This is a genomic window from Chitinophaga jiangningensis, from assembly GCF_900142605.1.
GTDB lineage: Bacteria > Bacteroidota > Bacteroidia > Chitinophagales > Chitinophagaceae > Chitinophaga > Chitinophaga jiangningensis.
In genome coordinates this window covers 70,056-92,499 of sequence record NZ_FRBL01000002.1, presented here as the reverse complement: position 1 = coordinate 92,499, position 22,444 = coordinate 70,056, and the positions used below count along the sequence as shown (strand labels likewise).

Here is a 22,444-nt window from a genome sequence, read left to right as displayed (position 1 = left end):
GCTGCTACAAAAGTAGATATGTGGCACAGCAGAGAATATACCCCTGCAAATAAGGTAGTAGCTGAAAACCTGAAAAGGATTTAAATACAGATAGTTTTACAATTGAAAAATATTGTTTAAAACAAAAAATCAAGTGTATGTTAAGTGCGAAAGATGTGACAGTGATTTTTGAAACATTACTTGCTAGTCCAGGAATGGGCGATTCTGTAAAAGTTAGTCTGGTGCAACCCCGCAAGTTGATACTGCTGTTGGCAAAGGTGATTGACGCGGGACTTAAAAGCAGGGAGGATACTTTACTTACCGGTATGGATACGGCCACTGTAGACGCAGTAAAAGGCATTGCAGAAGACCTGCTAAAAAAGGCGGGCCTTACGGAATTGAATGAGAAGATAGCATTGTTAACGCAGAAATAAACTGGCTATGGAAAACAATGTACTGGCGTGGAGCAAAGCCCTACAGATGGGATTAAACCCGATGGCTTATCCTTTTGAAATGAAATTAGTACCTACCGGACTGGTTGTTGCAAGACTGGACTTCAAAATTTGGGCAAAAAAGGTAATGGGGATTAACGGTTTTTTCTCACAGGAGGGCGGACTGAAATTTCAAATTACAGTATTTCTGAACAAGGAACTGCGGAATTACCAGTTTAGAAAAGACGGTGTGGATTTTGCTTTTTGTCCACTTGATTGCAGGTATGAGTTGAAGATCGGAATGAGAAGGGATAGGCCATTTCTGGAATCTCTTAAATGCTTGGAAATATAGTATTCCGGGTATAAGGTCTTAAACGAAAACTGCCGTCCATTGCGCAATGCTATGGACGGCAGTTTTATATGAACTTGTTTATATTTCTTGTGAAACCCGCTGCTCGTGGATGCGGATAATTTCTAGTATATTTTCTTTAATACCTTCAAAGGAATTTGCTTTCGTTAAGAAACAACATGCGCCATTTTGCAGGCAATACTGAATAGTATTTTCCTCTGAACAATCACTAAGGAGAATTTTAGAAATGGAAAAATATCTTTCATCCAAAGATAATTGCTCCAGCACTTGACCACCGTTGAGATGTGGCATATTGAAGTCGAGAATCAATATTTCGGGAAGACGTGAATCAGGCAATCTTTGAAGAAACAGTAAGGCTTGTTCTCCATCAGGAAAAGAAATGATTTCTGCTCCCGGATATATGACCGGAAAAATTTCTAATAGCAATGAGAGATCTTCTGCGTCATCGTCCGCAATTAGTACCCGTAAAGCGTTTTTCATGATGCTAAGGTTTTGCAAATTTTCAGATATGGCTATGTGGGGAAATATGGCGATTTCTTCCCTTAAATTACGATTATTATGGCAAAAAAACCGTCAAAGGGAATGTCACACCTCCCTTAAACGGTTTCATGATAAATATTTTATATTTGTATGCCTAATTATTGGTTGACTGAAAGATGGTTTGGATAGCGCGTATTGCTTGTATTGCATTTACTGCGGCTTTGTTTTTCTCCATCATTTCTTTACAGTCCGGGGATTGAAGTATAAAATTGTCATCTGCATCAACGATGCAGAATAATGCGCAATGATCGGCCAAATCATTAACGAACTGATGTGCTTCTTCTTGCGTAGAAAAAGTTTCCTTTTGTAGTGGTGGTTCCAGCTGGTGTAATAAAAGTATATCGCTCAGAACATCACTTTTCCTGAGTTGTTTTACCAGTTCTAAATTTTCAAGGGAAGCAAAATCGAAAAATAACACGTAGTACATTATTCAGGACATTGGAGTTAGGGGAATAATTGTTTTGATGGTGATGGAAGGTTATTCCATCTTTTGTTTGTATCTGGATTGTCTTGGTTCGCTCATGTATTGGAAGTATTGAAAGGTTACCTCTTTGGTACGTTCATAAATGCTTCCAAAAATTACAATGCCGTCCTCATATTGCAGATCGTTACCGGGTAAGATGGAATAAGATGATTTTGAGCCATTGACTACAATCCGCAGGTAATTGTGCGATACTTTACAGATAACTACTCTGTAATATAGGCCATCTTCCCAAAATGAAGTGCTTACCCGGCTCATATAAGTATTATTTTACATTCAAAATTGATGTTCTCCATGCGGAGGAACCTGCGGGTTTGTACTTCAGATTGCATTTGCAAAGGGTTTTTATCAGTTGAGGGATGGTGCCAGTGGCGGCTCCCGATTAATCGATTTCTAATGTAGTATAATTATACGACATAAACCAATATCATTTTGTTCATTTTGGCGCTCATCTATGAACGAGCCGGAAGATTACGACCAGTTAAATATTATTCGAGCCAATTTGAATCGAATTAAAAAGGAGAAGAAAATAAGCCTGCGCACTATAGCTGCGGCAGCTGATATTGAGCATGTGCAGGTGGACAAATTTTTAAAAGGTACTTCTGATGTAACTACGATGACCTTGATAAAGATGGTACGGGGCTTAGGTGTTACATTGGCCGATGTTATAAAATGATCCGTAGTTGCCAGTAATAAGCTGGTTAAGAATTGTAAAAAGAACGGCGGGATTACCGCCGTTCTTTTTTTTAATATTCTTCTTTTTTCCACATATAAAAAAGTTCTTCCTCTGCATCTTCGCGCAGCTGAAAGATGGGGTGCATTGTTTCAGTGAGTACCTGGTATCGCAGCTGACCATCTGAAAATATCTCGAAAAAAAAGTACCCATCGAGATAAACATGAAAGGCGATAATATCATCCTCGCTTTCATAATCCTGAGCAAATGGGTATTGCTCAGGATCAGATACTGCATCGGCCATGAGGACACGCCTAGCAGAGCGGCGGAAAACGTTATAGGCGTTTTTCCTTTTTCGTTTTGTCATATCGTAAATTTTGAGGGAATGAGGGAATGGCGGCGCCGGTAAAAGCGCCGCCGTGTAATACTTATTTTGCGCTGCTTTCTGCTTGGTAAAGACCTGCTACCATGTAGGCATGACCTACCGCGCTGTTACTGATGAATTGTTGCCATGCGTTGCCTTCTGAACGGGAGAAACGAAAACCACGGTCACGCAGCCGTTTTCTAATGTCCTCCGGGGGAATTTGGGGAAAGAAAAGCTGTACACGGTTGGCCTCTGTATTTATCACTACCCGAACACCGTTAATAATCTTTTCGGACGTAGCAAGTTGTTCGATACTTTCCAGCTTCGCAATGCGATGCTTGACGCTACGGATATTCGCATTATTATTTTTGAGGGAGTAGTCGGGGAATCCGACACGTTTCAAAAAATCAGGTGTTGTAATTTCTATCCAGATTTTTTCTGTAGCATGGGGAAGTTTCATAAAAGCTACTTTGTTACCTGATTTGACACATTTGTTTGCGCTTTTCATAAACTCCTGCGTACTCTCCAATAGTGCCAGTTTTTTCCGTAGTTTGTCAAGTGCCAGCGGATCATCGGAGGATATAGCGTCATTGCTTTCTATCGTGGCCGCTTTGTTTTCGTAATAATCTGCTTTATCACCTGCGGCAACGGCTTTACCAAAAGTGTTATGAATTTTCCCCCGGTAGTTGCGATCCCATTTTTCGGAGTGATGCCCCACCAGTATAGGCTGGCCCATTGGTATAACGGATGCCATTTTTTGCGCATGGTTATACAGCTGATTGGATTCTTTTTGCAGTTTGGCCGCTTTTTCTTTCGCATAGTCGATACGGTTTTGTCGGCGCTCTTCATAGTTATGTTTCATGATTTTTAAATTGGTGGTTTACCCTCCCGTTGTGAGAGGGCAAACCGGTTAAGAAATATTTGTTAAGAAAGAAGTGTATAGGCTGCAATGATCTTTTTGCTCATTGCTTCGGCTTCTGCAAGCCTGTGCTGATTTACATCGGGGTGCCATTGACGAATAAGGGTGCGGAATGCCTTTTTAATATCACTTTTAGATGCACCTTTTTGTAGGCCGAGTACTTCGTGTGGCGTTTGTGCATTGGCGGTAAAGTGCAGGGCTGCATCTTCCTTACTCATTCGCTGTTTAAAAGCACCTTTCCAGCTTTCAGCGTTGCCATAACCGCTGTTAGTGTCGTAGGTCTGGTAACCATCGAGGAAGTTATTTTTCTTTGCCATTGCTAAGAATTGATAAGCGTTACTTCATACGGTTGGCAGTTACCGGGTAAACCGATAGCAGAAAGGTGTTTGCAGGTGCGGTGTGCCTTCCACCCCGGACAAGAGCAGCCCCAATGCCTGCCTTTTTTGTTTTGAGAGATCACGTAAAGGCGATTAGATGTTTCACTCTTTACATTGAAGCGGTGTTGCCATTGGTCATTGTCGGGCAATGCCATTTCAGGCCGTACATAAATTGTAGGTTTCATTTGTGTGGTGTTTAAATGCGTGATGAAAAAATGAGATCAGCGGCTAGTTTAAATTTTTCACTGGCGGTCTTTTGCTTCGCGTATTGTTGTAAGCAGTGAACGGTGTAAAGTGCTAACATGCCATCGAAAAGCTGATCTGAAAATATTTTCGGTGACCTGGCTAACTTGTTTCCGCATTCGTCAATTACGCGGATAGTTTCTGTAGCGTAAGCAATCCAGTGCTGCGGCCCGATGATTGGGTTTTCTGTCCATTGCTTACGCAGGCCGTCCGGATCGGCAGTTATGGAATTTGAAAGAGCCTTTGCGAAGTCGAGGAAGCCGGGAATATCTGCCGGTAAGAGTTGGCAGATTAGTTTTGCCTTTTGAACGTTGTTCATTTCATGAAGTGCTGACATATGATGTAAATTTTGAAGTGAGAGAAGGAGCGCGGATTGCTCCGCGCTGTTGTTGTTAGCTGATAAAACCTTGTTGCTGGAGATTATTTAACCAGTAGTTTGCAAAAACGCAGTGCTTATGTTGGATTTCGGGCCAAAAAGCCATTACAGCGTTATTCTCTAGTTCGATGCTTTCTTCATACTTGCTGAAATTATCGTCTTGATACATTTGCGGGCATATATGCAGTTGCTTAAAGTCGTTAGGTTCCGTTCTGTTGTCCACCACTAAAAAGCACATTTCAGGATCTCGCATTAAATCCCCATTTAGCTTATAGTAATGACAAAGGCTATACAGCCTTCCTTGTCCTGCTGCTGTTGTAATGAATTGGCTTAATAATTCCACTGTAAGGGGCATATAACCGGAAGATTCCAACTTCATATGGGAACGGTTGCCCATTTTGTCTATGATCTGACTAAAGATTTGCGTTGCCTGTTGACTAATCTTTTTCATGACTGTAAAATTTTGAGGTGAAAAAATGAGGGGGTAAACGGGGCGGCGTATATACCGCCCCGTTAGTTGTTATGATTCCTGCAATTCTTTTTTGTATTTTCCCGCTACGGTTTGAGAGCCGTATTTAGCGCGTATTTTTTCCAGCGATGCGCCGTTACCACGGACTTTAAAGGCTTCATTCCGGTAGTACCATGCAACCTTTTTTGAAGCGAAAAAGAACCCGGCAGCCTTGAGGATTTCTTTTACCGGCTTAGTGTTGCCAGTTACCCAAATCCAGTTGCGTACTACTTCAATGTTGATACCGGGTAAGTGCTGTATTTTTTCAATGACTGCCGTGTATTCTTCAGATAGTTTAATTTCATAGTCTATCTGTTCATCCGTCATGCCGGAGGCTTTACCGATGAAGGCGAGAGCAAAGGCATATTCACCGTTGATCTCCTGCATTGTTGCGGTATCGCCGCCCCTGTCGGGGTGATGTACTTTTGCCAGTTCGCGGTAAAGTGTTTTTACTTCTTCTACATTTTTGCAATTATTGAAATATTTCATGACCGTAATTTTTAGAAGTGAAAGAGGGAAAAGTTGGTAGAGGCTATGGGTTTGCTCGTGCGGGCGCTATGTTTCGCACGTAAGTAGTTTACCGTTATATCATCATTTTTCAGGATCACCCACGCGGAAAACAGGGCGTTTGATCTTGTTGTATGACGGCGGCGCTGTATTTGCCATGACATGCGCATCAGGCGGGAAAGTGTTTGATTATTCATTTTGATAAAGTTTATTAGTGAGAAAAAATGCCGGGGGAAAAGCCCCCGGCGGTAGGCTTATTGTTTGGGTTCTTTCAGCAGTTCATTTAATTTCTGCTTGACTTCTTTTGCTGTATCACCATGCCATGAGTGCGCATTGCTGAGGAAGTAAACAACGATACTACGGGCGCTGTCCTCATAGAAAGAATCGTTGATGCTGTCTAATGTTTCCATTGCAGATAAATAAGGGGCGGCGGTGTAGTGTACTTTCTGCCAGTCTGCGCGGATGATCTTTGCGATCTCTGATAAGTTGTTAGGAATTGTTTGCATAACGAAAAGTTTTGAGTTTATAACTGCGGCTTATCTGTGTGCCGCTTTCTTCTTTTTCGCCAGCAACGCTGTTCATTGTTTTTCGGAGGCCGGATGAACTGCCCGCCAGAAAAAAATTTTACCTGAAATGGGAGGTAAAAATTTTTTCCAGGGCTGTTCGTAGGCTCGGAGAAAAACAATACAGCTTTATTGAATATTGAAGGAATGGAGTGGTGATCGTGTGTACGTGGACGTTATTGTGAAGTGGAAAGGAAACCTTACATCATATACTGTGCAGATAGTGGTGGAGAATAGCGATATATGCGTACAAGAGTGCGACGCAACGGCAGTCTTATTGATGTTTCTACGCCGACTACCCAAATACCCTAACTATATACGGTAGCCTCGTGTCAACATAAATGTTTACCCCGATTTCGTCGAAATAATTAGGATTCAATACCTCACTAGATAAATATGTAAATGATGCCAGCAAAGCTGTGTAACCAATAATCGGCGGAGTTTAGTAAATTTATATAGGGACAAAATGACCGGACAATTCCCTGTTATTCAGTAACCATTTAAAACACGGAAAAAATGCCAGCAACGCTATAAGCAGCAAACCCATTAATCACATTTAAACCCACCCTATATGTTTACCTTATCCGAAAGGCACAAGGGGATAGTTAGCTTTGTTCCAAATGATCCCAAAGAACTGCCACAGTCCTACATTCCCGGAAGCCTCGCTTATCAGTCCACCAACAATTTTGGCGATTTTTATTATCAGGAAGTTCAGCAGGAAAATTTTACAATATGGAGAAGTACATACCGACCGTATGAGGATGTTTCACTGCGGGTAAAAAGAGAGGTAAAATGGCTAGGGTTCAGAATGATGCTAAAGAAACACATATCACATCTGTTCCTGGGCCGACCTATCGCCATTATGCAGGGCCAGATGCACTTTGCCTATTCTCCACTCACAGATGTAGAGCTGATGCTGAAAGGAAATGAAATATATGAAGTAGTGGATATGCAGGTATCGCCATCCTTATTTTATCAGCTAAAACAACGTGGACGCACATTTGAAGCCTTTGCCGCTATGATAGGATCAGATAAGCCTGCTTGGATTTCCGATAAGCCAGCATGGAGCAGTTATACTGTATTGGATAATATGGAAAATCTATTGCAAGATCCAACACAAGATAAAATTGCAGTGGAGATAGTGCAGCAGGTAGTCACCACGCTGATCAAAAATAAGGGGCATGATAAGAAGATTACCTATGAGCAGGTAGAAAATATTTTTCTGATAAGAGAAATGATCCAGCATAGGTTTCCTGAAGCAATGACCTTACAGCAATGGGCTAAGGAATCAAGGATGAACACTACGGATTTTAAATACAAATTCCGTCAGGTGTTCGGCTTACCTGCTTATAAATACCTCACATTCCAAAGGATCAACGCAGCCAAAGAGATAATGCTTACAGACCCGCAATTGCCCCTTAGCGAAGTGGCGCGGCGATGCGGATTTGGTACGTATAATAATCTACGCCGGGCTTTTTATTCAACGGATAAAACCAAGCTATCATTATGGCGTGATAAGAATTTAGGAATGGCTTTTCAACTCCTGATCGAATTATTGTTAAGTGAAATGCTCTGAGTTTCTGGTATGTCAAAAAGGAAATTTTTTGCATCAAAAAGGAAATTTCAACTGTAGCGTATTGTTAGCAAATGAACAGGTTACTAACTTTAGTATAGAATCAACGGAGTAAATAGTAATCCTGTAGCCAGCAGCTTTAAGACAATTGCAGAGGAACATTTAATTACCAACAAAAGATGGAAGCGTATAGACAATAAGGTTAGTCCTTATCTGGAATTGCTTTGCCCATACTGTAACATGAACCTCAATAAAACATACGACACAGAAGTCACCTTCAATAGACGTTGGAAGTTGCTGGCCGATAGCACAGCGGGTTTGTTGATATGCTTGTTCCTATATACTGGTATAGATAAATTATACCATCAATCGCAGTTTAAGGATGCCCTTCAAAAATCGCCTGTCTTATCAGGGTACGCCACCTTATTGGCTTGGTCACTTCCTACGTCAGAACTCTTTATTGCATTGTTGCTATTTATGCCACAGACGCGCAAGTATGGATTTAAAGCGTCTGTGGTGCTACTATCAGCATTCACGCTGTACCTCAGTTATATGATGGTGTTTGCTCCGAAATTACCGTGCATGTGCGCGGGGTTGCTGGAATCTCTGTCCTGGAGGATGCACCTTGCATTGAATGTGGTACTGATTGTAATATCCATACTGGGCTTAATTGCGTGTGGTAAACGAAGCAACGATGGAACACGCGCACCACCTGCCAATCAGGGTTAACTGTCCGGTCTATTTTAAACATTTGTCAATAACATTCAAATTCTCATTTTATGAAAAAGTATTTAATCGGCATATGTGCCGTAGTGGTAGCCTTTACTGGCTTTGCTTTTAAGGAAGCGAAAAGTGCAAAACGTGCTGATATGTATGTTTTCGAGTTCCGCAGCACGCAGCCTTACACACAGGCGAACGTTCAGGATATTTCTAATACCTATTGGGAATACAAAGGAAAGAACCTAGCAGGCTGCGCAAGTGTTAATCAGAAAGCCTGCCGGGTTTTGGTAGGTGCGGCTTATGTTGATAATCCGTCTAGTCCTTCTGAGTTGTCAGGATTAACTATTACCGCAGTACAAAGCGGAACTACTGCCCATGTAAGCGGTATTTCCGGTAGCGGCAACCTGTATTCCAATCAGCCGGACTGAGTAATTTTTAGTAGCATACATAAAAGACTGCCTCCTTCGCGGGAGGCGGTCTTTCGCTATTTGTGGTCGGTGACTAAAATAGCTATGGTGCGGTATTTCAACGGATTATTTTAGTAAATTGCAGATAAACAAAATACTACTATGCGAACATTTTTATATGTACTGACAGCAATGGTACTTATGTCCTGCGGATCTGAGGAATTGTCCAGAGAAAAGGCCGCAGAAATTATTGCAAAGAAATATCCGAAAACCCTTGATTGGGATATATTCCGGGCTGATCCCAGTCACGCTGCCCGCGCTCTTGGATCAAAACTAGAAACGGAGGGCTATATCAAGGTGCAGAAAACGCAATCATTGGCGGAGGCGGGGCAACCATTTATTACATTTACGGAAAAGGCACAACCGTACCTGATAGCGAATACTGAGAAGGATAAAGAGTACAGTATTCAGAAGGTAAAAATTGGTGAATTGCATTTCAAAGAAATCACCAGCATTCAAATGGATGGAAAAGGCAAAGGAAAAGGAAAGGGTCAGGAGGCGATAGTAGAGTATACGATAGAGCATAAGAATAATACACCGTTTGCAGAACTCACCCACTACAAACTGGAAGGTGTAGAAAAAGAAAAAGCACTTCTTGTGCTATCTGATAAAGGGTGGGAAATAGCTGCCATAAAATAAAAAAGCGGGCTGCCAACTGGCAGCCCGCTTGGTTTTTCATCGATGTGGCGTTACGGGTTTTGAGGTACAGAACTGCTCACTATGTCTTTAGGTAGTGGCAGTGCGAAATATGGATCGTTTGCATTCAATTTGAATTTTGTCCCTGCTACGCTTCTTTGCAGGGATATGTTATAGCCTTCTTTATTCAGCCTCTTTATATCCATCCACCGAAGCCCGCGCATGTACAATTCTTTCCTACGTTCCAGTAATATAGTGTTGACAGCTTTTGCGGGATCAAGTGCCGGAGGGTAGCCTGACTGTTGCCATCTGGTAGAAAGTAATTGCTGGTAATCAGACGTAGCCTGTTGCATTTTCCCGGTGCGTGCAGCACATTCAGCACGCATCAGGTAGAGTTCATCGGTCGCAATACCGGTAAAATACTGCCACTCACTACCTGTATAGCTGCCCTTAAACCGGTACAGGCTATCTACCTTGTAATAGAATGCGGTAACCCTGAGATCATCCGGGTTATATGATTGCATGATACTGGAATCAATCGCTATGCGTGTTGAATTAAGCAGCGGATTATTAGTGTTCATTTCGGAATAGAAAGTGATTTCTTTATTGAACCTGCGGAACGGGGTTTGCTCGGTAATACTGCCGTTAATATCATCATCGCCGTTAAAGTTCATCAGGTTGCCTTTTAATTGTAATGCAGCATCCGCGTAATGATACGCGCTATCGTAGTTGCGCATGGAAAGGTAGGTACGCGCCAACAAACCGTATGCAGCTGCCCGCGATGGCTTTGTGGGTAATGATGGCAGATTCGGCAGTAGCGCAGCTGCTTCTTTTGCATCTTGTAAGACCTGGCTGTAGGACTGCTGAATGCTGGCCCGCTTGCTAGGCTCGTTAAAATCGGAAGTGTTGCGCAGCACTATTCCATAATCTGACCCGGCTGTAGCAGCATCATAAGCAGGGGCATATGTCCATAACAACTGTTGATAGTAGTAACTACGGAAAAACAAAGCCGCACCTTTCACTTGGTTCCATGCTGATTGGTTGCCGGAGGAAGGAAGTTCCTTCAACTGTTCTAAACACAGATTGGTGATGAAAATAGGTTCATATGCAATCGACCAATCATTTTGAAAGAGATAATCCTTCAACTTCCATGTGTAGATGCGTTGTTGTTCGACCTCGATGTTATCGTACTGGTCAGCAGGCAGAAAATAGTCATCTGCTGATGCCTCGGATAAATTGGGTGTTCTTTGCAGGTTCATTTTGTCGGTGTTATCCAGCAATGCCTGTAAATCCGATAATGTTTTTGGTGTGGTAATACTTTTATCTGGCTGTACGTCCAGATATTTTTTGCAAGCGGGTAAACCGCCTAAGAGTGCAATAAGAATGATAGTTATGGTGTGTTTCATGATTTGTTTTTTTTGATTAAAAGGAGGCTCTAATGCCTACGGAAAATGTTTTCGGTGCAGGTATGCCCTTTGGATAATCCGGGTCTAAACGATAGTCATTTGCCCGCCAAATAATGCCGAGATTCGCTACATTGAAATAGAACTGTAGTAATTTCAAAGAGGTAATGCCAAACGGTTTAACGGGCGTGTAAGTCAGGTTTATGTACTGCAACCGTATATGATCACCTCTGAGCGCGTTGACCGTACTGTATGCGTAGAACATATCCCGGCTTGCATTATTCGGGTAAACGAAAGAAGGGACATTGGTACGATGTTCATCGCCGGGTTGTTGCCACCTGTCTGCATATTCTTTATCTCCCATTGCGCCTGCGACTATGCCTGAATAGGAAATTGCTGGTTTACGAAACCAGTAGCCAAACTTATAGGCAACATTGACCGATACCTCGAAATTTGAAATGCTGAAAGTATTCGTCACGCTTCCTGTGGAAGTTGGAATGGAGGAACCGATGTAAACGATACTCGGTTGCCCGTCTTTAGCGGGTGTAGAGGTCAGCATTGCTGAATAGTCGGTGCTTATTGATCCATTTAAGTACCCTTGCGGATTTCCTGTTGCATCGAGGCCCGCCCAATTGAAAGCTGCGATTGAATACAGCGGTTTGCCGATCACCGGTGTAATGCTCTTACCGCCACTCAGCAGGGTGTTGATTGTTTGCGCCTGATCCTCAAAATATTTTGTGGTTTTATTGTTGACATAATTGTAAATGAAAGTGGTATTCCATTTGAATTTTCCTTTTAAGTTTTGGGTATTTATGATAGCGTCAATGCCACTACCGCGCATGTCTGCAACATTAGCAGTAATAAAATTGGATGCTCCCCATGCTGTATAGTCATATGCCATAGGCCCATACAGATCAGCGCCGTGCTTAGTATAGTAATCAACACTGCCGGATAAGAAGTTATTGGAAAATTGCACGCCTACGTTGAATTGCTTAACCGTTTCCCATCGTAAACGCGGGTTGTTCAGAGTGGTAATAGCGGCTATAGGCAGGTTGGTCAGAGGATCTACAGAATACACCGCAACCGGAAGAGCGGTGCGTGATAGATCAACGTTGCCTGATGTGCCGTAAGTTGCGCGGATTTTCAGCTGCGGTAGCCATTGCAGCCTGTAAAAGCCCTCCTGACTTATATCCCACCCAATACCAGCCGACCACAATGGTTTCCACTTATCATTGGTTTTTACTCCAAAGACGTTACTGCCATCGCGCCGTGTACTGAGCGATACGCTGTATTTGTCTTTGTAGGTGTAATTCAGGTTAGTGAAAAGTGATACAAAGCGGCTCGTGGTACTGGACGGTGGCCCGGCATCAGGTATGATCTGCTCCACGCCATTAATATAAGTAGGGTACGGATTAATGTAGTCCATTTTTGCAGAGGTAAGCGGCTTTGCAGCATATCCGTAATAGATATTCTTATAACTGTCGGTATTAATATCCTGAATTTCGCCACCGGCTATTGCGATTATGCTGTGATCTTTCCAGCTGCGGTTAAAATCCAGCTGGCCGCGGAGGTTCTGGCTTCTGAGATTGGTAAAAGTAGTATTCAGTATATCGCCAACAGGTACTACGCGGGTCACTTCCCCGGTGGTTCGGTTGACCTGGCTGAAGAGGTTGATCGTATTACGTGCATCAAAACTTTCGGCCCCGGAAAGGTTTTGCTGGTCGGTACGCTGCTGCTGATATTGATAGAGGACACTCGCCTGCAGGAATGGAAGTACTTTATAACTCATTCTGATATTGGCTAATAATTCATCTGTTCGGGTCGTGCCCCTGCGCTGCTTATATTCAGCCAGTGGGTAGTACTTCCAATCCAGCAGGTGACCTGCCCCCGCCGTATCAACATAGCTATTCCGGTAATACTTGGGTACGGATAACGGATTGCCATCCGCATCTGCAAAGGAAAGATACGGTGCATACCTGCCATTTACACTTGCCACGGTGCCGAAACTTTCCTTACCGGTAGTGGCTTTGCTATTGGTATAGTAGGCGTTTACTTCTAGCTGTAGTTTGTCTGAAAGTTTGAAGGTGTTGGAAAGATGCAGGTTTGCCTTGTCGTAGGTGGCACTGAGATTGTCCGTGTTGCGGTCGATGGCACCGGCCAATAGCCACATCATGTTGCTATTACCACCGCTTACGCTCAAAGCATATTGCTGCGTTACTGCCGGACGATAGAAGTGTTCTTCGTATTGGGCTTTGCTATCCTGTCCCTGCAATGCCTTCACCTGCGCCGCACTGTCTGCTGCCGAGATCAATCCCATTTTACGTTTTTGTAATACTTCAATCAACGGTGGAACAGGTACGTATCTGCGATTCAGGGCGGAGTTGAAGTAATTCCTTCCGAAAAGAAAGGTTTCAAGGCCCATGTAATCGGCTACGCTCATATCCCGCAGGGTGGAGAGATCGGGCTTTTCCTGCACTATCACACCGGAAGAAAAGGAAACGGTTGGTTTCTGATTAAAGCGCCCTTTCTTAGTGGTAATGACAATGACCCCGTTTCCGGCCCGCGCCCCCCAAATGGAAGCTGCCGCTGCATCTTTGAGAACAGTAATACTTTCAATATCATTGGGGTTGATATTGGAAATGTCCCCCTGAAACACAAAGTTATCCAGTACGATCAGTGGCTCTAACGATCCATTGATTGTACTAAGGCCACGAATATTAATGCCGGTACTATTACGGTTGCGGGTGGCATTTCCGTAACCCTTATTGAAGCTCAGGCCCGGTGTGACGCTTTCCAGACGGTTCAGGATATTGGTTCCTGTCTGCTGGTTAAGCAGTTTATTATCAACCACAGAAAATGAGCCGTTGACCTGGTTAGGTTTCATCCGCTGGTAACCTGTACTGACGGTAACCTGTGAAAGTTCGGTAGCAACGATGTTCATAATGATTTCCAGCGGCTTTGCCACGCTGGTAACCGGTATCCGCAGCGGTTGGTATCCTATATGGGTAAATTGAAGGGTGTCGGGAATATTTGATAACGTGATACTAAAAGTCCCATCTGCGCCTGACGTAGTTTTTACACTGCTTTGGGAAGCTGATATGGAAATACCAGCCAGCGGCAGTTGTTCATTGGAAAATATCCGCCCACTGACCTTTACACGGGCAATCGGCTGCGCCGATGCTGCTGCGGTTAAGAAAAAGAGAAATCCTACAAAAATAAATCTCATTGATAAAAGGTGTTTTGGTGAAAAATGCTGTTTTGGTTGTGTCAATAATCCTTGTCGTATCTGTCGCCCTTAATAGGCTCCTGTAGAATGTGTCCGTTCAATGCTTTCTGTATATTGCTGGTAGTAACTGCTTCCGCGCTGGTGATGCCTAATACCCTTCGATCTGCTGAAATCCATACGTAGTGTGGTATGTAGATGTGCGGGAACAGTTTGAATGCGGTAGTGTCGTTGGTGGCTGTAGCAAGGGGAAAAGGCTGTCCTTTCGTGTCCTGCCAGCGCCGGAAAAACTTTTGTAGCTGCGGGGTGCTGTCCTGTGTAGGCCGGCAACTATTTACTAGTAAGAACTGCACCTGCCCGGAAAACTGCTTTTGCAGGGAATCGGCTTTAGGGAACATGCGTATGCAGCTATTACACCATGTAGCCCAGAAGTCCAGAATAACCAGTTGGCCGGAAAAGTCACTTAGCTGTGTGGGCTTGGATTCAGGCCACAGGAAGAAGGAAATATCCGGTACAGTATCACCCACGGAGAGGCGATGAGGTTTTGCAGGTTGGAGATCCTGCGCAAAGGGGGATCGTGCCGGCCAAATAACGGCCAGCGCAATGAAAAGGAAAAACTTCATGCGTGATTTAGATTGTATTAGAAATATTGACTGGTGCCGGGTAAAATGCCACTCGTATCCATGTTTATATTATCGCCAACGGCAAGGGAAATTAACTTTACTAGCAAATTAGTCGTAGTTGTTCTACTTTCATGGGATTTTTGGTTGACTTTAACTGGAATTTGGTTGACTTTTACTATATTGTGCTTAAAATTCGTTTATGGTTACAGGTTCTCCCGAAATACAAACGACTAAGCATCATGGAAAGAACATTCAAAAGATCAGGGTCTATATGAATGTTAAGCAAAATGCCTTAGCTACAGATTTAGGATTAACTCAGCAGGACATTTCTGCACTTGAAAAGCAGGAAAATATCGATGATGCTATGTTGGTAAAAGTAGCGGAGGCATTAGGAGTATCGGCTGAGGTAATCAAAGAGTTTGATGAAAGAAATGTTATCAATAATATAAATAACGTTAGAGATTGCACGTTCTCTGATAATTCAATAAATTCAGTTGCAGGTACATTTAATCCCGTTGAGAAAATTGTAGAACTTTACGAAAGGCTTTTAACCAGTGAAAAAGAGAAAGTTGAAATGTTAAAGAAAATTTCTACCAAAGAATAAATATAAAATCAAATGGAAAAGTCTATAAATAGCAATAACTCTGCACACATGGGCAGAAAGATTGAAAGGATAAGACGTTTGCGTGGGTTTTCACAAACTCAGTTAGGCGAAAGACTGGGTGGAATGTCGAAACAAGCCGTTTCAAAATTAGAACAAAGTGAGAAATTAGATGATGAAAAAATAGAGAGAGTTGCAGAAGCTCTGGAAGTCACCGTAGAGGGACTAAAAAAATACCATGAGGATCAGGTATTATATAATACTATTAATTTCTATGATTCAAGTGGTGTATCTGCTTCCGGGATCTGTTGCAATAACATCGAGAATCTTAATACTTTCGATATTCATCAGGCTATGTCTTTGTATGAAAAATTGATTGCAGGAGAACGATTGAAAGCTGAAAAATTGAGAAAAGATAAACAATAGTTGAATGACAGTGATTGAAAATAATTATAGTAAACATCTAGGCCGAAAAATTAGTGCTGTACGTCAATTACGGGGTTTTACCGAAATTGATTTGGGCAACGCCCTGGGCATATCTGCGCAAGAGGTATCGCAACTTGAACAGTTAAGCGAAATTGAAATTTCAAGGCTAAAAGAAATCGCTGTTGCTTTAGGAGTAACAGAACAAGGGCTAATCGATTTTAGTGATGAAAAGGTACAATATAATACATTGAATTTTTATGAAAATTGCGGAGTTCAAACTTCAACAATTGCTAATAACTTTCATCAGACAAACAATTCAAATCAATACGATAAGATTTCAGAAACACTCGAATTGATATTAAAATCTTTGAACGCTAAAAATCAAAAGATTGATTAGTGCTTTCTTTTGATTCGCTGCTACTCGTTGCACATTTAACCCACTCTACTGCTTCTAAAAGGGCATACCTCTCTCTTTCGCTTTGTAATAACCGTTCGTAAAGTTCTACAATTTTTTGCATGTAGAAATAATCATCAAGTATTATCGGCTTCTGAATCTGTAATACAATTCCATTAAATATATTTTCAGGAATCTGAAAAATCCAAACAGGAACCTGTAAGACATGGGAAATTTCATTTAACGTGGAAATCTCTATTTTATGCCTTCCTTCCCAGTAAGATATTTTCTGTTGGTTCCAATTCTTTCCCAGTATAAATGCCATCCGATTCTGCTTTAGTCCTAAGATCAGCCTTAGCTTTCTAACATTTTTCCCTTCGTGTATTGAACAATTTGTCATAAGCATAATAATCAATACAAGTATATGTCTTTCAGTATTTGTAAAAGTCAACTAAGGAGTGGTAAAATACAGATTTGAAAATGTGGTTTTCGTTTTGATAACTCCGTGATTTGCGAGAAACAAAACAATCATGGTTACAGCTAAATCATTTCCAAGATCAGCAGCGGGGACTGCGATCCTACCATTGACCAAAGACTACGGTATCTCCCTTGAAATTCTCAAAGAAAATTGTCTGGATGCAGATTTGCTCACAGGAATAGGCGTACCTACCATTAAATTCATGGAGTACAAAAGTCATCAACTTACGCTCAATAGTTTCTTCCCTTCCAACGACTATGTAGTGAAATTTAAAATCGTTGACAATTCATTACAGGTTGTTTGCAGCTGTAAAGAGAAAAGACCCGGAACCTGTTTACACGCCTACAAAACAATAGAGGCGATAACTGGTAAATACGGCAAGGGCTACTTTTCTCAGCTGGTGAGAAATAACGTGTTTGATCTTGCCTTTAGTTACCCGGCATCTTTTGACAAAGAAGAAAATGAGCGCGGGATCTCTGTAAAAAAAAGAAAAGAGGTCATGCAGTTGTTTCCATTTGAGAAATCAGCTTACCCGCTGCCGTTAGATGAAATGCTGAAATTGAAAGTTCCACCGGAAGTAGGATTCCCCGCGAAACGTGAATCACTTGCATTTTTCGTGATGTTGCCCCACAGTGGCAGACAATTGCCATTTTTGATGCCAGCCCTCGGTAGGCTAACCATAGGGAATGATAAAGTATTGTCGTGGGTAAAATTTCTGCCTATGGTGGAAAGTGAACATGAAAAGCTGATGAACGTACATCAGCTTGACCTGTCTATTAAAGCCGATCAGCTCAGGGAGAAGTCAGACGCATTAGGAGAGCAACGTGATTATTGCAGGGAACCCAACTGGGATAAGCAGACGCAGGTAATTTATAACGAATGGAAAAAGTTGTTTCCAATGTTACAAAATGAAGTATTCATATATACCTATCATTACTTTGGGTCACGGATATTCCGCAGAAGGCCACGCCCCAATAAATCAAATGCTAATCGGATAGCAGTTTGCGCAGATACCCCAGTTATCTATTTCAAGGTAACCTATACAAAAGAGCGATTCCAAATGGATTTAGGAATAAAGATCAAAGGCAAACCCATATCAGGATTCAATATCAGCTATCCTTTCTTTGTTATACATCAAGGCCGGTTGTATATGTTTTCAACCTATCAGGATGCAGCGATTGCCCAATGGTACAATAGAATAGGTCATATCTGTTTTTTTAAAGAGCATAAAAAGGATTTTGGCGAAGCCATTTTAACTCCCCTTTCAGAAAAATATACCATCGCATAAAAATTACGCGATATGAAAAAAAAGTATGCTGCCGAACTATGCTTCAGGCAATCCAGAATGGAGGAAAATAATATCCATTCATCATTGGACGCAATTGAATGCTTCTATAACAATTTCACTTTGCAGGATGCGAGAACACTCTTGTGGGATTTTTACAGCTGTTGCGTAGGGTATTATTGCCGTGAAAGTATCCATCACGACAAAGCACATCAGTCTTTGTTTTTTTATACTGAAATGGAAATGCTTTTAGAGGCTACGTGGTTGATGTGGCAAAAGAAAGTCAAAAAATAATCAATTAAACGCTTATTCTATAATGAACAGTCTACAGGAATTTGAAATGAATGATTATACGAATGAAAACAAAAAGTTACTGAGCGCAAAGCAGGAAGCTGTCTTTCGTGCCGGCTCCGGTAAGAAATCTAATCAGGGGCTACCCGGTAAGCCCGGAAATTGGAAATCTTTAGGTGTACGGCCAAAGATTGATCCTGATACGCTTGAACCGACAAAGGCATTCGCCTGGGAAAATCGTGAAGAGATTCGGTATTCAGTGTTGCCAGTGCAAAATAGTGATGGTGAACCCGATAGTAGTAAACGAAAGGCAGGTCGGCCTATTGGAAGTAAGAATAAGCCTAAAAAAGACCGGCATCCACCAAATATGAGTTATACAAACGCGCCCGATTATACATCTTCATCCAGCACTGATTACTACAATCAAAAGTCGCGGTTTATTGGCAGCGAGATCGAAGCGGCAGCGCAGCATATGAACGGCAATATTTTAGCGGATATTAATAATGTCATCCAGAATTTTATGGTAAGAAATAGAACAGAGATCATGGAACAATGCAATTGGTCTACTTCAACATTCCATAGAAAGTACAACATGACTTTATCCAATGCTGACGCTGAAATGATAGGTCGTGTAACGACAAAGAACTTTTCCCTACTTACTACTGAAATGATCGAACTGGTTAGCCGTTCAAAAAACAGTAATAAACTATAGCCTATAATTTTAATAATACAAAACAACAACCGATGCGAACCTTTAATTTGTTCAATTCCCATAGCAGTCTTTTTCAAAATGCACAACCTGAAATTGTACGAATAATTAGAGAGGCAGTACCAGCGGAAATAATTTATCTGTTGGGGTCTTCGCTTTACCAGCGCCGTACTGAAACGATTTTCAATTGTACCTCTCCTGCATCAAACTATATGGGCGACTATTTTCTATTAGTAATAATACCGGATTTGGAAGGTAGGCCGATGAGCGAATGGGAAGATATTTTGGAGCAGAAATGCGCCCCAGTAATGAGGACTACCATTATAGTAATGGAGAAGGGGCGTTTTACTGAAAAGTATAAGGAAGGAAACATATTTGCAACATCTGCGCAAAAGGCTGGCGCTGTTCTATATGACGCTGGTAGTATCGAATTACCTGATCTCAACGAAATAGAAGTAAAGCAGCCCAGAGAGTGGCAAAAGGAGTATGAGAAAACCGTACATCGTGCCACAGAGTTTCTTGCGGGTGCAGATTTATACATTGCACGGGATGAAGCGGAGTTAGCTGCATTTATGATTCATCAGTGTTTTGAACAGTCATTAAAAACACTCATTTTGATTGGCAGTGGCTTTGTTGTCGATACTCATAGTATCGATAGACTCCTGAGATATGCAGGTCTTGTAACTTATAAATTGTTGGAGGTTTTCCCTGCTGACCAGGTGGATCGTAAAAAGCTGCTGGAACTACTACAGAAGTCCTACGTTGGTGCTCGATATGCGTATGATTTTTCTCCGGCAATGCCCAATGTTTTGAAGTTAAGGGGAAAGGCCAATTTGGTACTGGATATACTGGTGGATGCGGGAAAGTCTGGATTATTAGATGTGAAAGCACTTGAATAATCTCTAAATTTGTAGCCGTATGAAGAAATCTCAGGACAAAAAAATGGAGTATACGTTGCACTATCAATTAAGGGGATCTCGGCATGAGATACTTTCTGTAGTGTTTTCCAATTTTGACCTTGATAGCATGAGAGAGCGATTACAGGCTTGGTTGCATATTTGTCTGACAAACGATTATGGAGGTTATGATACCGGTGAAGATCGGAAAATGCTGATGGCGTTTTGTGAAGATTTTGAGCGCATTATTGAAGCCTTTTATATTGAAAGCAAGGCACGCGAAAAGGCTTTGCAAATGCTCAAAGGTGAGGCTAGGAAGTTGTTTAAGAAGTTAAATAAATGCGTTGCGCTATCAAAGGAAGAAAGGGAGAATACTCTTCCCGTATTGACTGAGTTTGCAAAATCCTATAAGAAACGGTATGTCCGGGCGGAATTATTGTGTATGCTGGAATCGGTGATTATATGTGATGATGATATTGGCAGAGAACGATTTTCCGCATTGACGTTTTTTCAATGCGTGAATAGCCTTATTAGTTTGATTTATAATCATCGCTGACTAATGTAAAGCCAGAGTAAGGTGGCGATCTTTTCTGCGTTGTTCCATTTAATTGTTTCCTCACTTATATACTCAATGGACGGCATGATCTTTTGTTCGTAAAGAAACAATAAAAACTGTTCATCGTCCCTTAGCCGCTTCATTAAACTAATTATACGTTTAGTGAAGCGGTTATCTATTGTGGTATTTTTTCGGAAGTCGGAAAAACAAGTGTGTGGGGAAATATCAACTTTAAAGAACACTGATAAGTCGTTTCCCAGTGCATCGCATAGACTGAAAAAATCCTGTTTATTTATTGCTAAGTATTTTTCATCACTACAGATGCAAAAGTCTGCCACTATCATTACAAATTCTATAAATTCTTCCCTACTGCCGCTCCACCGCATTGCTCCATCAGGAATGCTCATATAGTTCATGATCATTTTTGTTTAGAAAGTGTATACTACCAGCAATACAAAAACTATGCTTGCGGGCCTCTATTGTCCATAATTTTATCCACGTTTTTTCCTTCCTCTTTAAAACCCTGAGTGTCCTTTTTCTAGGCCGAAATATAGGTAAATGAAGGCCAGAATCAATGTAGTTGAAATATTTCCGATTTGCTGTTTTAAACTTCCTTTTTGATCTATCCTGAAAGCCTGATTTGCACGGGTTTTGTGCTGATTGTATGGGTAATATAAAGTTATAAAACTATTCCCTATGCAGAAGCAGCGATATTCCATATACGTATCGCTCCATAGCGAAATGGTAAATGAGTTAGATGGATTAGAAAAAGAAAACCTTAGCGGAATTGAATATGCACGGCGTGGAATTGAAGTGGTAAAGTTAGCTATAGAGCGTTTAAGACAGCAGGTAATAAAAAACGGCTTTGCTGATGAAGAAAGTGAAATTTCCTTTTTCAAGGAAATGAAGCCCCAATTTATGAGCCGACTTATTTTCTTTCGTAAAATCTATGACCTGGAGGTTAACCGACCGATACCGGCAGATAAACTAAACTCTGTTAAAAACTTTAAACGTGAGATCCGCAGGATAACGAAACACGTTAAGAAAAATGCCGATCTGCATTACTACTATAAATCAGGGCAGACATTTTTAGATAAAGTTTATTTTATCAGGAAGGTGGACGATCTGATGTATGCAGATGGTACTTACATGATAGTAGATAGCCAGTTTCAAACACAGCACGATAGCACCATTGCCGAGTTTATTGCCAATGAACTTTACTGCGACTACCTGTACGAGCAATTGGCATTGGTAGACGCATCGCAGCAACAGGTCGGACTTGCGCAACGAAAAGGAAATAAAGGTTTGCGTTGGACAGGCTCCAAGACCGCTCTTACCGAACTTATCTATGCCCTTTTTTCAGCTGGCGTTATCAATGATGGTAACGCGGAAGTAAAGGATATTGCAGCCGAGCTTTCCCAATTGTTTAACATTGATATTGGTAATTTCTATCGGACATTTCAGGAAATCCGTCTGAGAAAGAAAGATCGGTTTTCTTTCATGAATCAACTTATCGACCGGCTGGAAGATAGAATGAACTACTGGGATGAAAACCCGAAGCAATAGCAAGCATTGCAATAGTCCCGCAAGTATTTTGACCAACCTGCATTTCTTGAACTACTGTCATTAATAATTGCCGCACAATACGAGAAATCCCACTTCGGTCAGAAGTGGGATTTTTTTTGCCTCAAAATTGAATGTATGCGTGTATGGATATATATAGGGCCAGATTCTAATGCACACATCTGTTTGGTGGTAGACATATACCCGCTTAACTTTTGTAGGTAGCATTCAGGAAATATATGTATGCGTGGACGTGCCCCTATATATAC

33 protein-coding genes are annotated in these 22,444 nt (G+C 41.7%); 16 read left to right on the top strand and 17 right to left on the bottom strand.

The annotated features are described in order from the left end of the window. Positions 1-137 precede the first annotated feature (137 nt). Positions 138-413: a hypothetical protein gene (locus BUB18_RS04885; RefSeq protein WP_073078689.1), complete on the top strand. Its 276-nt coding sequence runs from the start codon at positions 138-140 to the stop codon at positions 411-413. 7 nt (positions 414-420) lie between these two features. Beyond that, positions 421-762 carry a hypothetical protein gene (locus tag BUB18_RS04880; protein WP_073078687.1) on the top strand — a complete coding sequence of 114 codons (342 nt, stop codon included), beginning with the start codon at positions 421-423 and terminating at the stop codon, positions 760-762. Between the two features lie 78 nt (positions 763-840). Here the strand turns inward: BUB18_RS04880 and BUB18_RS04875 are convergent, their stop codons facing one another. From BUB18_RS04875 to BUB18_RS04865, 3 genes are all read right to left on the bottom strand, one after another. Then, entirely contained in the window at positions 841-1,260 is a 420-nt protein-coding gene (locus BUB18_RS04875; protein WP_073078686.1) for a response regulator, read from the bottom strand. Positions 1,261-1,414: 154 nt separating this feature from the next. After that, a complete protein-coding gene (locus BUB18_RS04870; protein WP_073078685.1) occupies positions 1,415-1,747 on the bottom strand; it encodes a hypothetical protein in 333 nt (110 codons plus the stop codon). A 51-nt stretch (positions 1,748-1,798) separates the two neighbouring features. Further along, positions 1,799-2,059 (bottom strand): hypothetical protein, encoded by a 261-nt coding sequence (locus BUB18_RS04865; protein WP_073078683.1) that lies wholly within the window; start codon positions 2,057-2,059, stop codon positions 1,799-1,801. A 196-nt stretch (positions 2,060-2,255) separates the two neighbouring features. On the opposite strand from BUB18_RS04865, the gene BUB18_RS04860 reads away from it, so the two are divergent. Then, complete coding sequence (locus BUB18_RS04860; protein WP_073078681.1) at positions 2,256-2,477, top strand: helix-turn-helix domain-containing protein; 222 nt, start codon at positions 2,256-2,258, stop codon at positions 2,475-2,477. 70 nt (positions 2,478-2,547) lie between these two features. Here the strand turns inward: BUB18_RS04860 and BUB18_RS04855 are convergent, their stop codons facing one another. The 9 genes from BUB18_RS04855 to BUB18_RS04820 all read right to left on the bottom strand — a co-directional run bounded on the left by BUB18_RS04855 (position 2,548) and on the right by BUB18_RS04820 (position 6,274). Next, positions 2,548-2,841 (bottom strand): hypothetical protein, encoded by a 294-nt coding sequence (locus BUB18_RS04855; protein WP_073078679.1) that lies wholly within the window; start codon positions 2,839-2,841, stop codon positions 2,548-2,550. A 61-nt stretch (positions 2,842-2,902) separates the two neighbouring features. Next, positions 2,903-3,700, bottom strand: a complete 798-nt coding sequence (locus BUB18_RS04850) for a DUF3560 domain-containing protein (RefSeq protein WP_073078678.1) — start codon at positions 3,698-3,700, stop codon at positions 2,903-2,905. A 62-nt stretch (positions 3,701-3,762) separates the two neighbouring features. Continuing rightward, a complete protein-coding gene (locus BUB18_RS04845) occupies positions 3,763-4,074 on the bottom strand; it encodes a J domain-containing protein (RefSeq protein WP_073078676.1) in 312 nt (103 codons plus the stop codon). A gap of 2 nt (positions 4,075-4,076) precedes the next feature. Beyond that, a complete protein-coding gene (locus BUB18_RS29290) occupies positions 4,077-4,319 on the bottom strand; it encodes a hypothetical protein (protein ID WP_143159836.1) in 243 nt (80 codons plus the stop codon). Between the two features lie 11 nt (positions 4,320-4,330). Further along, positions 4,331-4,714, bottom strand: a complete 384-nt coding sequence (locus BUB18_RS04840; protein WP_073078674.1) for a hypothetical protein — start codon at positions 4,712-4,714, stop codon at positions 4,331-4,333. A 55-nt stretch (positions 4,715-4,769) separates the two neighbouring features. Then, a complete protein-coding gene (locus BUB18_RS04835) occupies positions 4,770-5,204 on the bottom strand; it encodes a DUF6908 domain-containing protein (RefSeq protein ID WP_073078673.1) in 435 nt (144 codons plus the stop codon). Positions 5,205-5,273: 69 nt separating this feature from the next. Continuing rightward, positions 5,274-5,750 carry a molecular chaperone DnaJ gene (locus tag BUB18_RS04830; protein WP_073078671.1) on the bottom strand — a complete coding sequence of 159 codons (477 nt, stop codon included), beginning with the start codon at positions 5,748-5,750 and terminating at the stop codon, positions 5,274-5,276. 11 nt (positions 5,751-5,761) lie between these two features. Continuing rightward, positions 5,762-5,965, bottom strand: a complete 204-nt coding sequence (locus BUB18_RS04825; RefSeq protein ID WP_073078669.1) for a hypothetical protein — start codon at positions 5,963-5,965, stop codon at positions 5,762-5,764. A gap of 57 nt (positions 5,966-6,022) precedes the next feature. Continuing rightward, entirely contained in the window at positions 6,023-6,274 is a 252-nt protein-coding gene (locus BUB18_RS04820; protein ID WP_073078667.1) for a hypothetical protein, read from the bottom strand. Between the two features lie 628 nt (positions 6,275-6,902). On the opposite strand from BUB18_RS04820, the gene BUB18_RS04815 reads away from it, so the two are divergent. The 4 genes from BUB18_RS04815 to BUB18_RS04800 all read left to right on the top strand — a co-directional run bounded on the left by BUB18_RS04815 (position 6,903) and on the right by BUB18_RS04800 (position 9,730). After that, the gene (locus BUB18_RS04815) at positions 6,903-7,907 is read left to right on the top strand and encodes a helix-turn-helix domain-containing protein (RefSeq protein ID WP_073078665.1); all 1,005 of its coding nucleotides are present in this window, start codon (positions 6,903-6,905) and stop codon (positions 7,905-7,907) included. Between the two features lie 237 nt (positions 7,908-8,144). Then, positions 8,145-8,633, top strand: coding sequence for a MauE/DoxX family redox-associated membrane protein (locus BUB18_RS30175; RefSeq protein WP_073078663.1), 489 nt, complete (start codon positions 8,145-8,147; stop codon positions 8,631-8,633). Positions 8,634-8,683: 50 nt separating this feature from the next. Beyond that, positions 8,684-9,052: a hypothetical protein gene (locus BUB18_RS04805; protein ID WP_073078662.1), complete on the top strand. Its 369-nt coding sequence runs from the start codon at positions 8,684-8,686 to the stop codon at positions 9,050-9,052. 141 nt (positions 9,053-9,193) lie between these two features. Next, entirely contained in the window at positions 9,194-9,730 is a 537-nt protein-coding gene (locus tag BUB18_RS04800; RefSeq protein WP_073078661.1) for a hypothetical protein, read from the top strand. A 50-nt stretch (positions 9,731-9,780) separates the two neighbouring features. Here BUB18_RS04800 and BUB18_RS04795 read toward each other — a convergent pair whose 3' ends face one another. From BUB18_RS04795 to BUB18_RS04785, 3 genes are read right to left on the bottom strand one after another with little or no spacing between them, the layout of a single operon-like run. After that, on the bottom strand, positions 9,781-11,133 hold the full coding sequence (locus BUB18_RS04795; protein ID WP_073078660.1) for a RagB/SusD family nutrient uptake outer membrane protein: 1,353 nt from the start codon (positions 11,131-11,133) through the stop codon (positions 9,781-9,783). A 16-nt stretch (positions 11,134-11,149) separates the two neighbouring features. Continuing rightward, on the bottom strand, positions 11,150-14,356 hold the full coding sequence (locus BUB18_RS04790) for a SusC/RagA family TonB-linked outer membrane protein (RefSeq protein WP_073078659.1): 3,207 nt from the start codon (positions 14,354-14,356) through the stop codon (positions 11,150-11,152). 41 nt (positions 14,357-14,397) lie between these two features. After that, positions 14,398-14,976 carry a TlpA family protein disulfide reductase gene (locus BUB18_RS04785; protein ID WP_073078658.1) on the bottom strand — a complete coding sequence of 193 codons (579 nt, stop codon included), beginning with the start codon at positions 14,974-14,976 and terminating at the stop codon, positions 14,398-14,400. Positions 14,977-15,175: 199 nt separating this feature from the next. Between BUB18_RS04785 and BUB18_RS04780 the strand changes: the two genes are divergently transcribed. The 3 genes from BUB18_RS04780 to BUB18_RS04770 are packed head-to-tail and all read left to right on the top strand — an operon-like array spanning position 15,176 to position 16,400. Further along, the gene (locus BUB18_RS04780) at positions 15,176-15,580 is read left to right on the top strand and encodes a helix-turn-helix domain-containing protein (RefSeq protein ID WP_073078657.1); all 405 of its coding nucleotides are present in this window, start codon (positions 15,176-15,178) and stop codon (positions 15,578-15,580) included. A gap of 12 nt (positions 15,581-15,592) precedes the next feature. After that, entirely contained in the window at positions 15,593-16,003 is a 411-nt protein-coding gene (locus BUB18_RS04775) for a helix-turn-helix domain-containing protein (protein ID WP_073078656.1), read from the top strand. Between the two features lie 4 nt (positions 16,004-16,007). Next, entirely contained in the window at positions 16,008-16,400 is a 393-nt protein-coding gene (locus BUB18_RS04770) for a helix-turn-helix domain-containing protein (RefSeq protein WP_073078655.1), read from the top strand. Here BUB18_RS04770 and BUB18_RS04765 read toward each other — a convergent pair. Beyond that, positions 16,378-16,722 carry a hypothetical protein gene (locus BUB18_RS04765; protein ID WP_143159835.1) on the bottom strand — a complete coding sequence of 115 codons (345 nt, stop codon included), beginning with the start codon at positions 16,720-16,722 and terminating at the stop codon, positions 16,378-16,380. The genes BUB18_RS04770 and BUB18_RS04765 overlap by 23 nt on opposite strands. A gap of 205 nt (positions 16,723-16,927) precedes the next feature. On the opposite strand from BUB18_RS04765, the gene BUB18_RS04760 reads away from it, so the two are divergent. From BUB18_RS04760 to BUB18_RS04740, 5 genes are read left to right on the top strand one after another with little or no spacing between them, the layout of a single operon-like run. Beyond that, positions 16,928-18,163: a hypothetical protein gene (locus BUB18_RS04760; RefSeq protein WP_073078653.1), complete on the top strand. Its 1,236-nt coding sequence runs from the start codon at positions 16,928-16,930 to the stop codon at positions 18,161-18,163. 12 nt (positions 18,164-18,175) lie between these two features. Next, positions 18,176-18,454: a hypothetical protein gene (locus tag BUB18_RS04755; RefSeq protein WP_073078652.1), complete on the top strand. Its 279-nt coding sequence runs from the start codon at positions 18,176-18,178 to the stop codon at positions 18,452-18,454. Between the two features lie 22 nt (positions 18,455-18,476). Next, complete coding sequence (locus BUB18_RS04750; protein WP_073078651.1) at positions 18,477-19,163, top strand: hypothetical protein; 687 nt, start codon at positions 18,477-18,479, stop codon at positions 19,161-19,163. Positions 19,164-19,195: 32 nt separating this feature from the next. Beyond that, positions 19,196-20,059, top strand: coding sequence for a HEPN domain-containing protein (locus tag BUB18_RS04745; RefSeq protein ID WP_073078649.1), 864 nt, complete (start codon positions 19,196-19,198; stop codon positions 20,057-20,059). 19 nt (positions 20,060-20,078) lie between these two features. Then, positions 20,079-20,612: a hypothetical protein gene (locus BUB18_RS04740; RefSeq protein ID WP_073078647.1), complete on the top strand. Its 534-nt coding sequence runs from the start codon at positions 20,079-20,081 to the stop codon at positions 20,610-20,612. On the opposite strand, the gene BUB18_RS04735 is transcribed toward BUB18_RS04740, so the two are convergent. After that, positions 20,603-21,019, bottom strand: coding sequence for a hypothetical protein (locus BUB18_RS04735; protein WP_143159834.1), 417 nt, complete (start codon positions 21,017-21,019; stop codon positions 20,603-20,605). The genes BUB18_RS04740 and BUB18_RS04735 overlap by 10 nt on opposite strands. Positions 21,020-21,308: 289 nt before the next feature. On the opposite strand from BUB18_RS04735, the gene BUB18_RS04730 reads away from it, so the two are divergent. Then, on the top strand, positions 21,309-22,178 hold the full coding sequence (locus tag BUB18_RS04730; protein WP_073078644.1) for an RteC domain-containing protein: 870 nt from the start codon (positions 21,309-21,311) through the stop codon (positions 22,176-22,178). Positions 22,179-22,444 lie beyond the last annotated feature (266 nt).

What these genes read in the sequence shown, in the direction of transcription:
- BUB18_RS04740 (WP_073078647.1), top strand. Translation starts at nt 20,079, where the DNA reads ATGAAGAAATCTCAGGACAAAAAAATGGAGTATACGTTGCACTATCAA.
- BUB18_RS04805 (WP_073078662.1), top strand. Translation starts at nt 8,684, where the DNA reads ATGAAAAAGTATTTAATCGGCATATGTGCCGTAGTGGTAGCCTTTACT.
- BUB18_RS04780 (WP_073078657.1), top strand. Translation starts at nt 15,176, where the DNA reads ATGGTTACAGGTTCTCCCGAAATACAAACGACTAAGCATCATGGAAAG.
- BUB18_RS04790 (WP_073078659.1), bottom strand. Translation starts at nt 14,356, where the DNA reads ATGAGATTTATTTTTGTAGGATTTCTCTTTTTCTTAACCGCAGCAGCA.
- BUB18_RS04885 (WP_073078689.1), top strand. Translation starts at nt 138, where the DNA reads ATGTTAAGTGCGAAAGATGTGACAGTGATTTTTGAAACATTACTTGCT.
- BUB18_RS04765 (WP_143159835.1), bottom strand. Translation starts at nt 16,722, where the DNA reads ATGGCATTTATACTGGGAAAGAATTGGAACCAACAGAAAATATCTTAC.
- BUB18_RS04825 (WP_073078669.1), bottom strand. Translation starts at nt 5,965, where the DNA reads ATGAATAATCAAACACTTTCCCGCCTGATGCGCATGTCATGGCAAATA.
- BUB18_RS04880 (WP_073078687.1), top strand. Translation starts at nt 421, where the DNA reads ATGGAAAACAATGTACTGGCGTGGAGCAAAGCCCTACAGATGGGATTA.
- BUB18_RS04860 (WP_073078681.1), top strand. Translation starts at nt 2,256, where the DNA reads ATGAACGAGCCGGAAGATTACGACCAGTTAAATATTATTCGAGCCAAT.
- BUB18_RS04735 (WP_143159834.1), bottom strand. Translation starts at nt 21,019, where the DNA reads ATGAGCATTCCTGATGGAGCAATGCGGTGGAGCGGCAGTAGGGAAGAA.
- BUB18_RS04850 (WP_073078678.1), bottom strand. Translation starts at nt 3,700, where the DNA reads ATGAAACATAACTATGAAGAGCGCCGACAAAACCGTATCGACTATGCG.
- BUB18_RS04745 (WP_073078649.1), top strand. Translation starts at nt 19,196, where the DNA reads ATGCGAACCTTTAATTTGTTCAATTCCCATAGCAGTCTTTTTCAAAAT.
- BUB18_RS04855 (WP_073078679.1), bottom strand. Translation starts at nt 2,841, where the DNA reads ATGACAAAACGAAAAAGGAAAAACGCCTATAACGTTTTCCGCCGCTCT.
- BUB18_RS04800 (WP_073078661.1), top strand. Translation starts at nt 9,194, where the DNA reads ATGCGAACATTTTTATATGTACTGACAGCAATGGTACTTATGTCCTGC.
- BUB18_RS04820 (WP_073078667.1), bottom strand. Translation starts at nt 6,274, where the DNA reads ATGCAAACAATTCCTAACAACTTATCAGAGATCGCAAAGATCATCCGC.
- BUB18_RS04770 (WP_073078655.1), top strand. Translation starts at nt 16,008, where the DNA reads ATGACAGTGATTGAAAATAATTATAGTAAACATCTAGGCCGAAAAATT.
- BUB18_RS04875 (WP_073078686.1), bottom strand. Translation starts at nt 1,260, where the DNA reads ATGAAAAACGCTTTACGGGTACTAATTGCGGACGATGACGCAGAAGAT.
- BUB18_RS04840 (WP_073078674.1), bottom strand. Translation starts at nt 4,714, where the DNA reads ATGTCAGCACTTCATGAAATGAACAACGTTCAAAAGGCAAAACTAATC.
- BUB18_RS29290 (WP_143159836.1), bottom strand. Translation starts at nt 4,319, where the DNA reads ATGAAACCTACAATTTATGTACGGCCTGAAATGGCATTGCCCGACAAT.
- BUB18_RS04845 (WP_073078676.1), bottom strand. Translation starts at nt 4,074, where the DNA reads ATGGCAAAGAAAAATAACTTCCTCGATGGTTACCAGACCTACGACACT.
- BUB18_RS04865 (WP_073078683.1), bottom strand. Translation starts at nt 2,059, where the DNA reads ATGAGCCGGGTAAGCACTTCATTTTGGGAAGATGGCCTATATTACAGA.
- BUB18_RS04785 (WP_073078658.1), bottom strand. Translation starts at nt 14,976, where the DNA reads ATGAAGTTTTTCCTTTTCATTGCGCTGGCCGTTATTTGGCCGGCACGA.
- BUB18_RS04750 (WP_073078651.1), top strand. Translation starts at nt 18,477, where the DNA reads ATGAACAGTCTACAGGAATTTGAAATGAATGATTATACGAATGAAAAC.
- BUB18_RS04795 (WP_073078660.1), bottom strand. Translation starts at nt 11,133, where the DNA reads ATGAAACACACCATAACTATCATTCTTATTGCACTCTTAGGCGGTTTA.
- BUB18_RS04760 (WP_073078653.1), top strand. Translation starts at nt 16,928, where the DNA reads ATGGTTACAGCTAAATCATTTCCAAGATCAGCAGCGGGGACTGCGATC.
- BUB18_RS04775 (WP_073078656.1), top strand. Translation starts at nt 15,593, where the DNA reads ATGGAAAAGTCTATAAATAGCAATAACTCTGCACACATGGGCAGAAAG.
- BUB18_RS04755 (WP_073078652.1), top strand. Translation starts at nt 18,176, where the DNA reads ATGAAAAAAAAGTATGCTGCCGAACTATGCTTCAGGCAATCCAGAATG.
- BUB18_RS04730 (WP_073078644.1), top strand. Translation starts at nt 21,309, where the DNA reads ATGCAGAAGCAGCGATATTCCATATACGTATCGCTCCATAGCGAAATG.
- BUB18_RS04835 (WP_073078673.1), bottom strand. Translation starts at nt 5,204, where the DNA reads ATGAAAAAGATTAGTCAACAGGCAACGCAAATCTTTAGTCAGATCATA.
- BUB18_RS04870 (WP_073078685.1), bottom strand. Translation starts at nt 1,747, where the DNA reads ATGTACTACGTGTTATTTTTCGATTTTGCTTCCCTTGAAAATTTAGAA.
- BUB18_RS04815 (WP_073078665.1), top strand. Translation starts at nt 6,903, where the DNA reads ATGTTTACCTTATCCGAAAGGCACAAGGGGATAGTTAGCTTTGTTCCA.
- BUB18_RS04830 (WP_073078671.1), bottom strand. Translation starts at nt 5,750, where the DNA reads ATGAAATATTTCAATAATTGCAAAAATGTAGAAGAAGTAAAAACACTT.
- BUB18_RS30175 (WP_073078663.1), top strand. Translation starts at nt 8,145, where the DNA reads ATGAACCTCAATAAAACATACGACACAGAAGTCACCTTCAATAGACGT.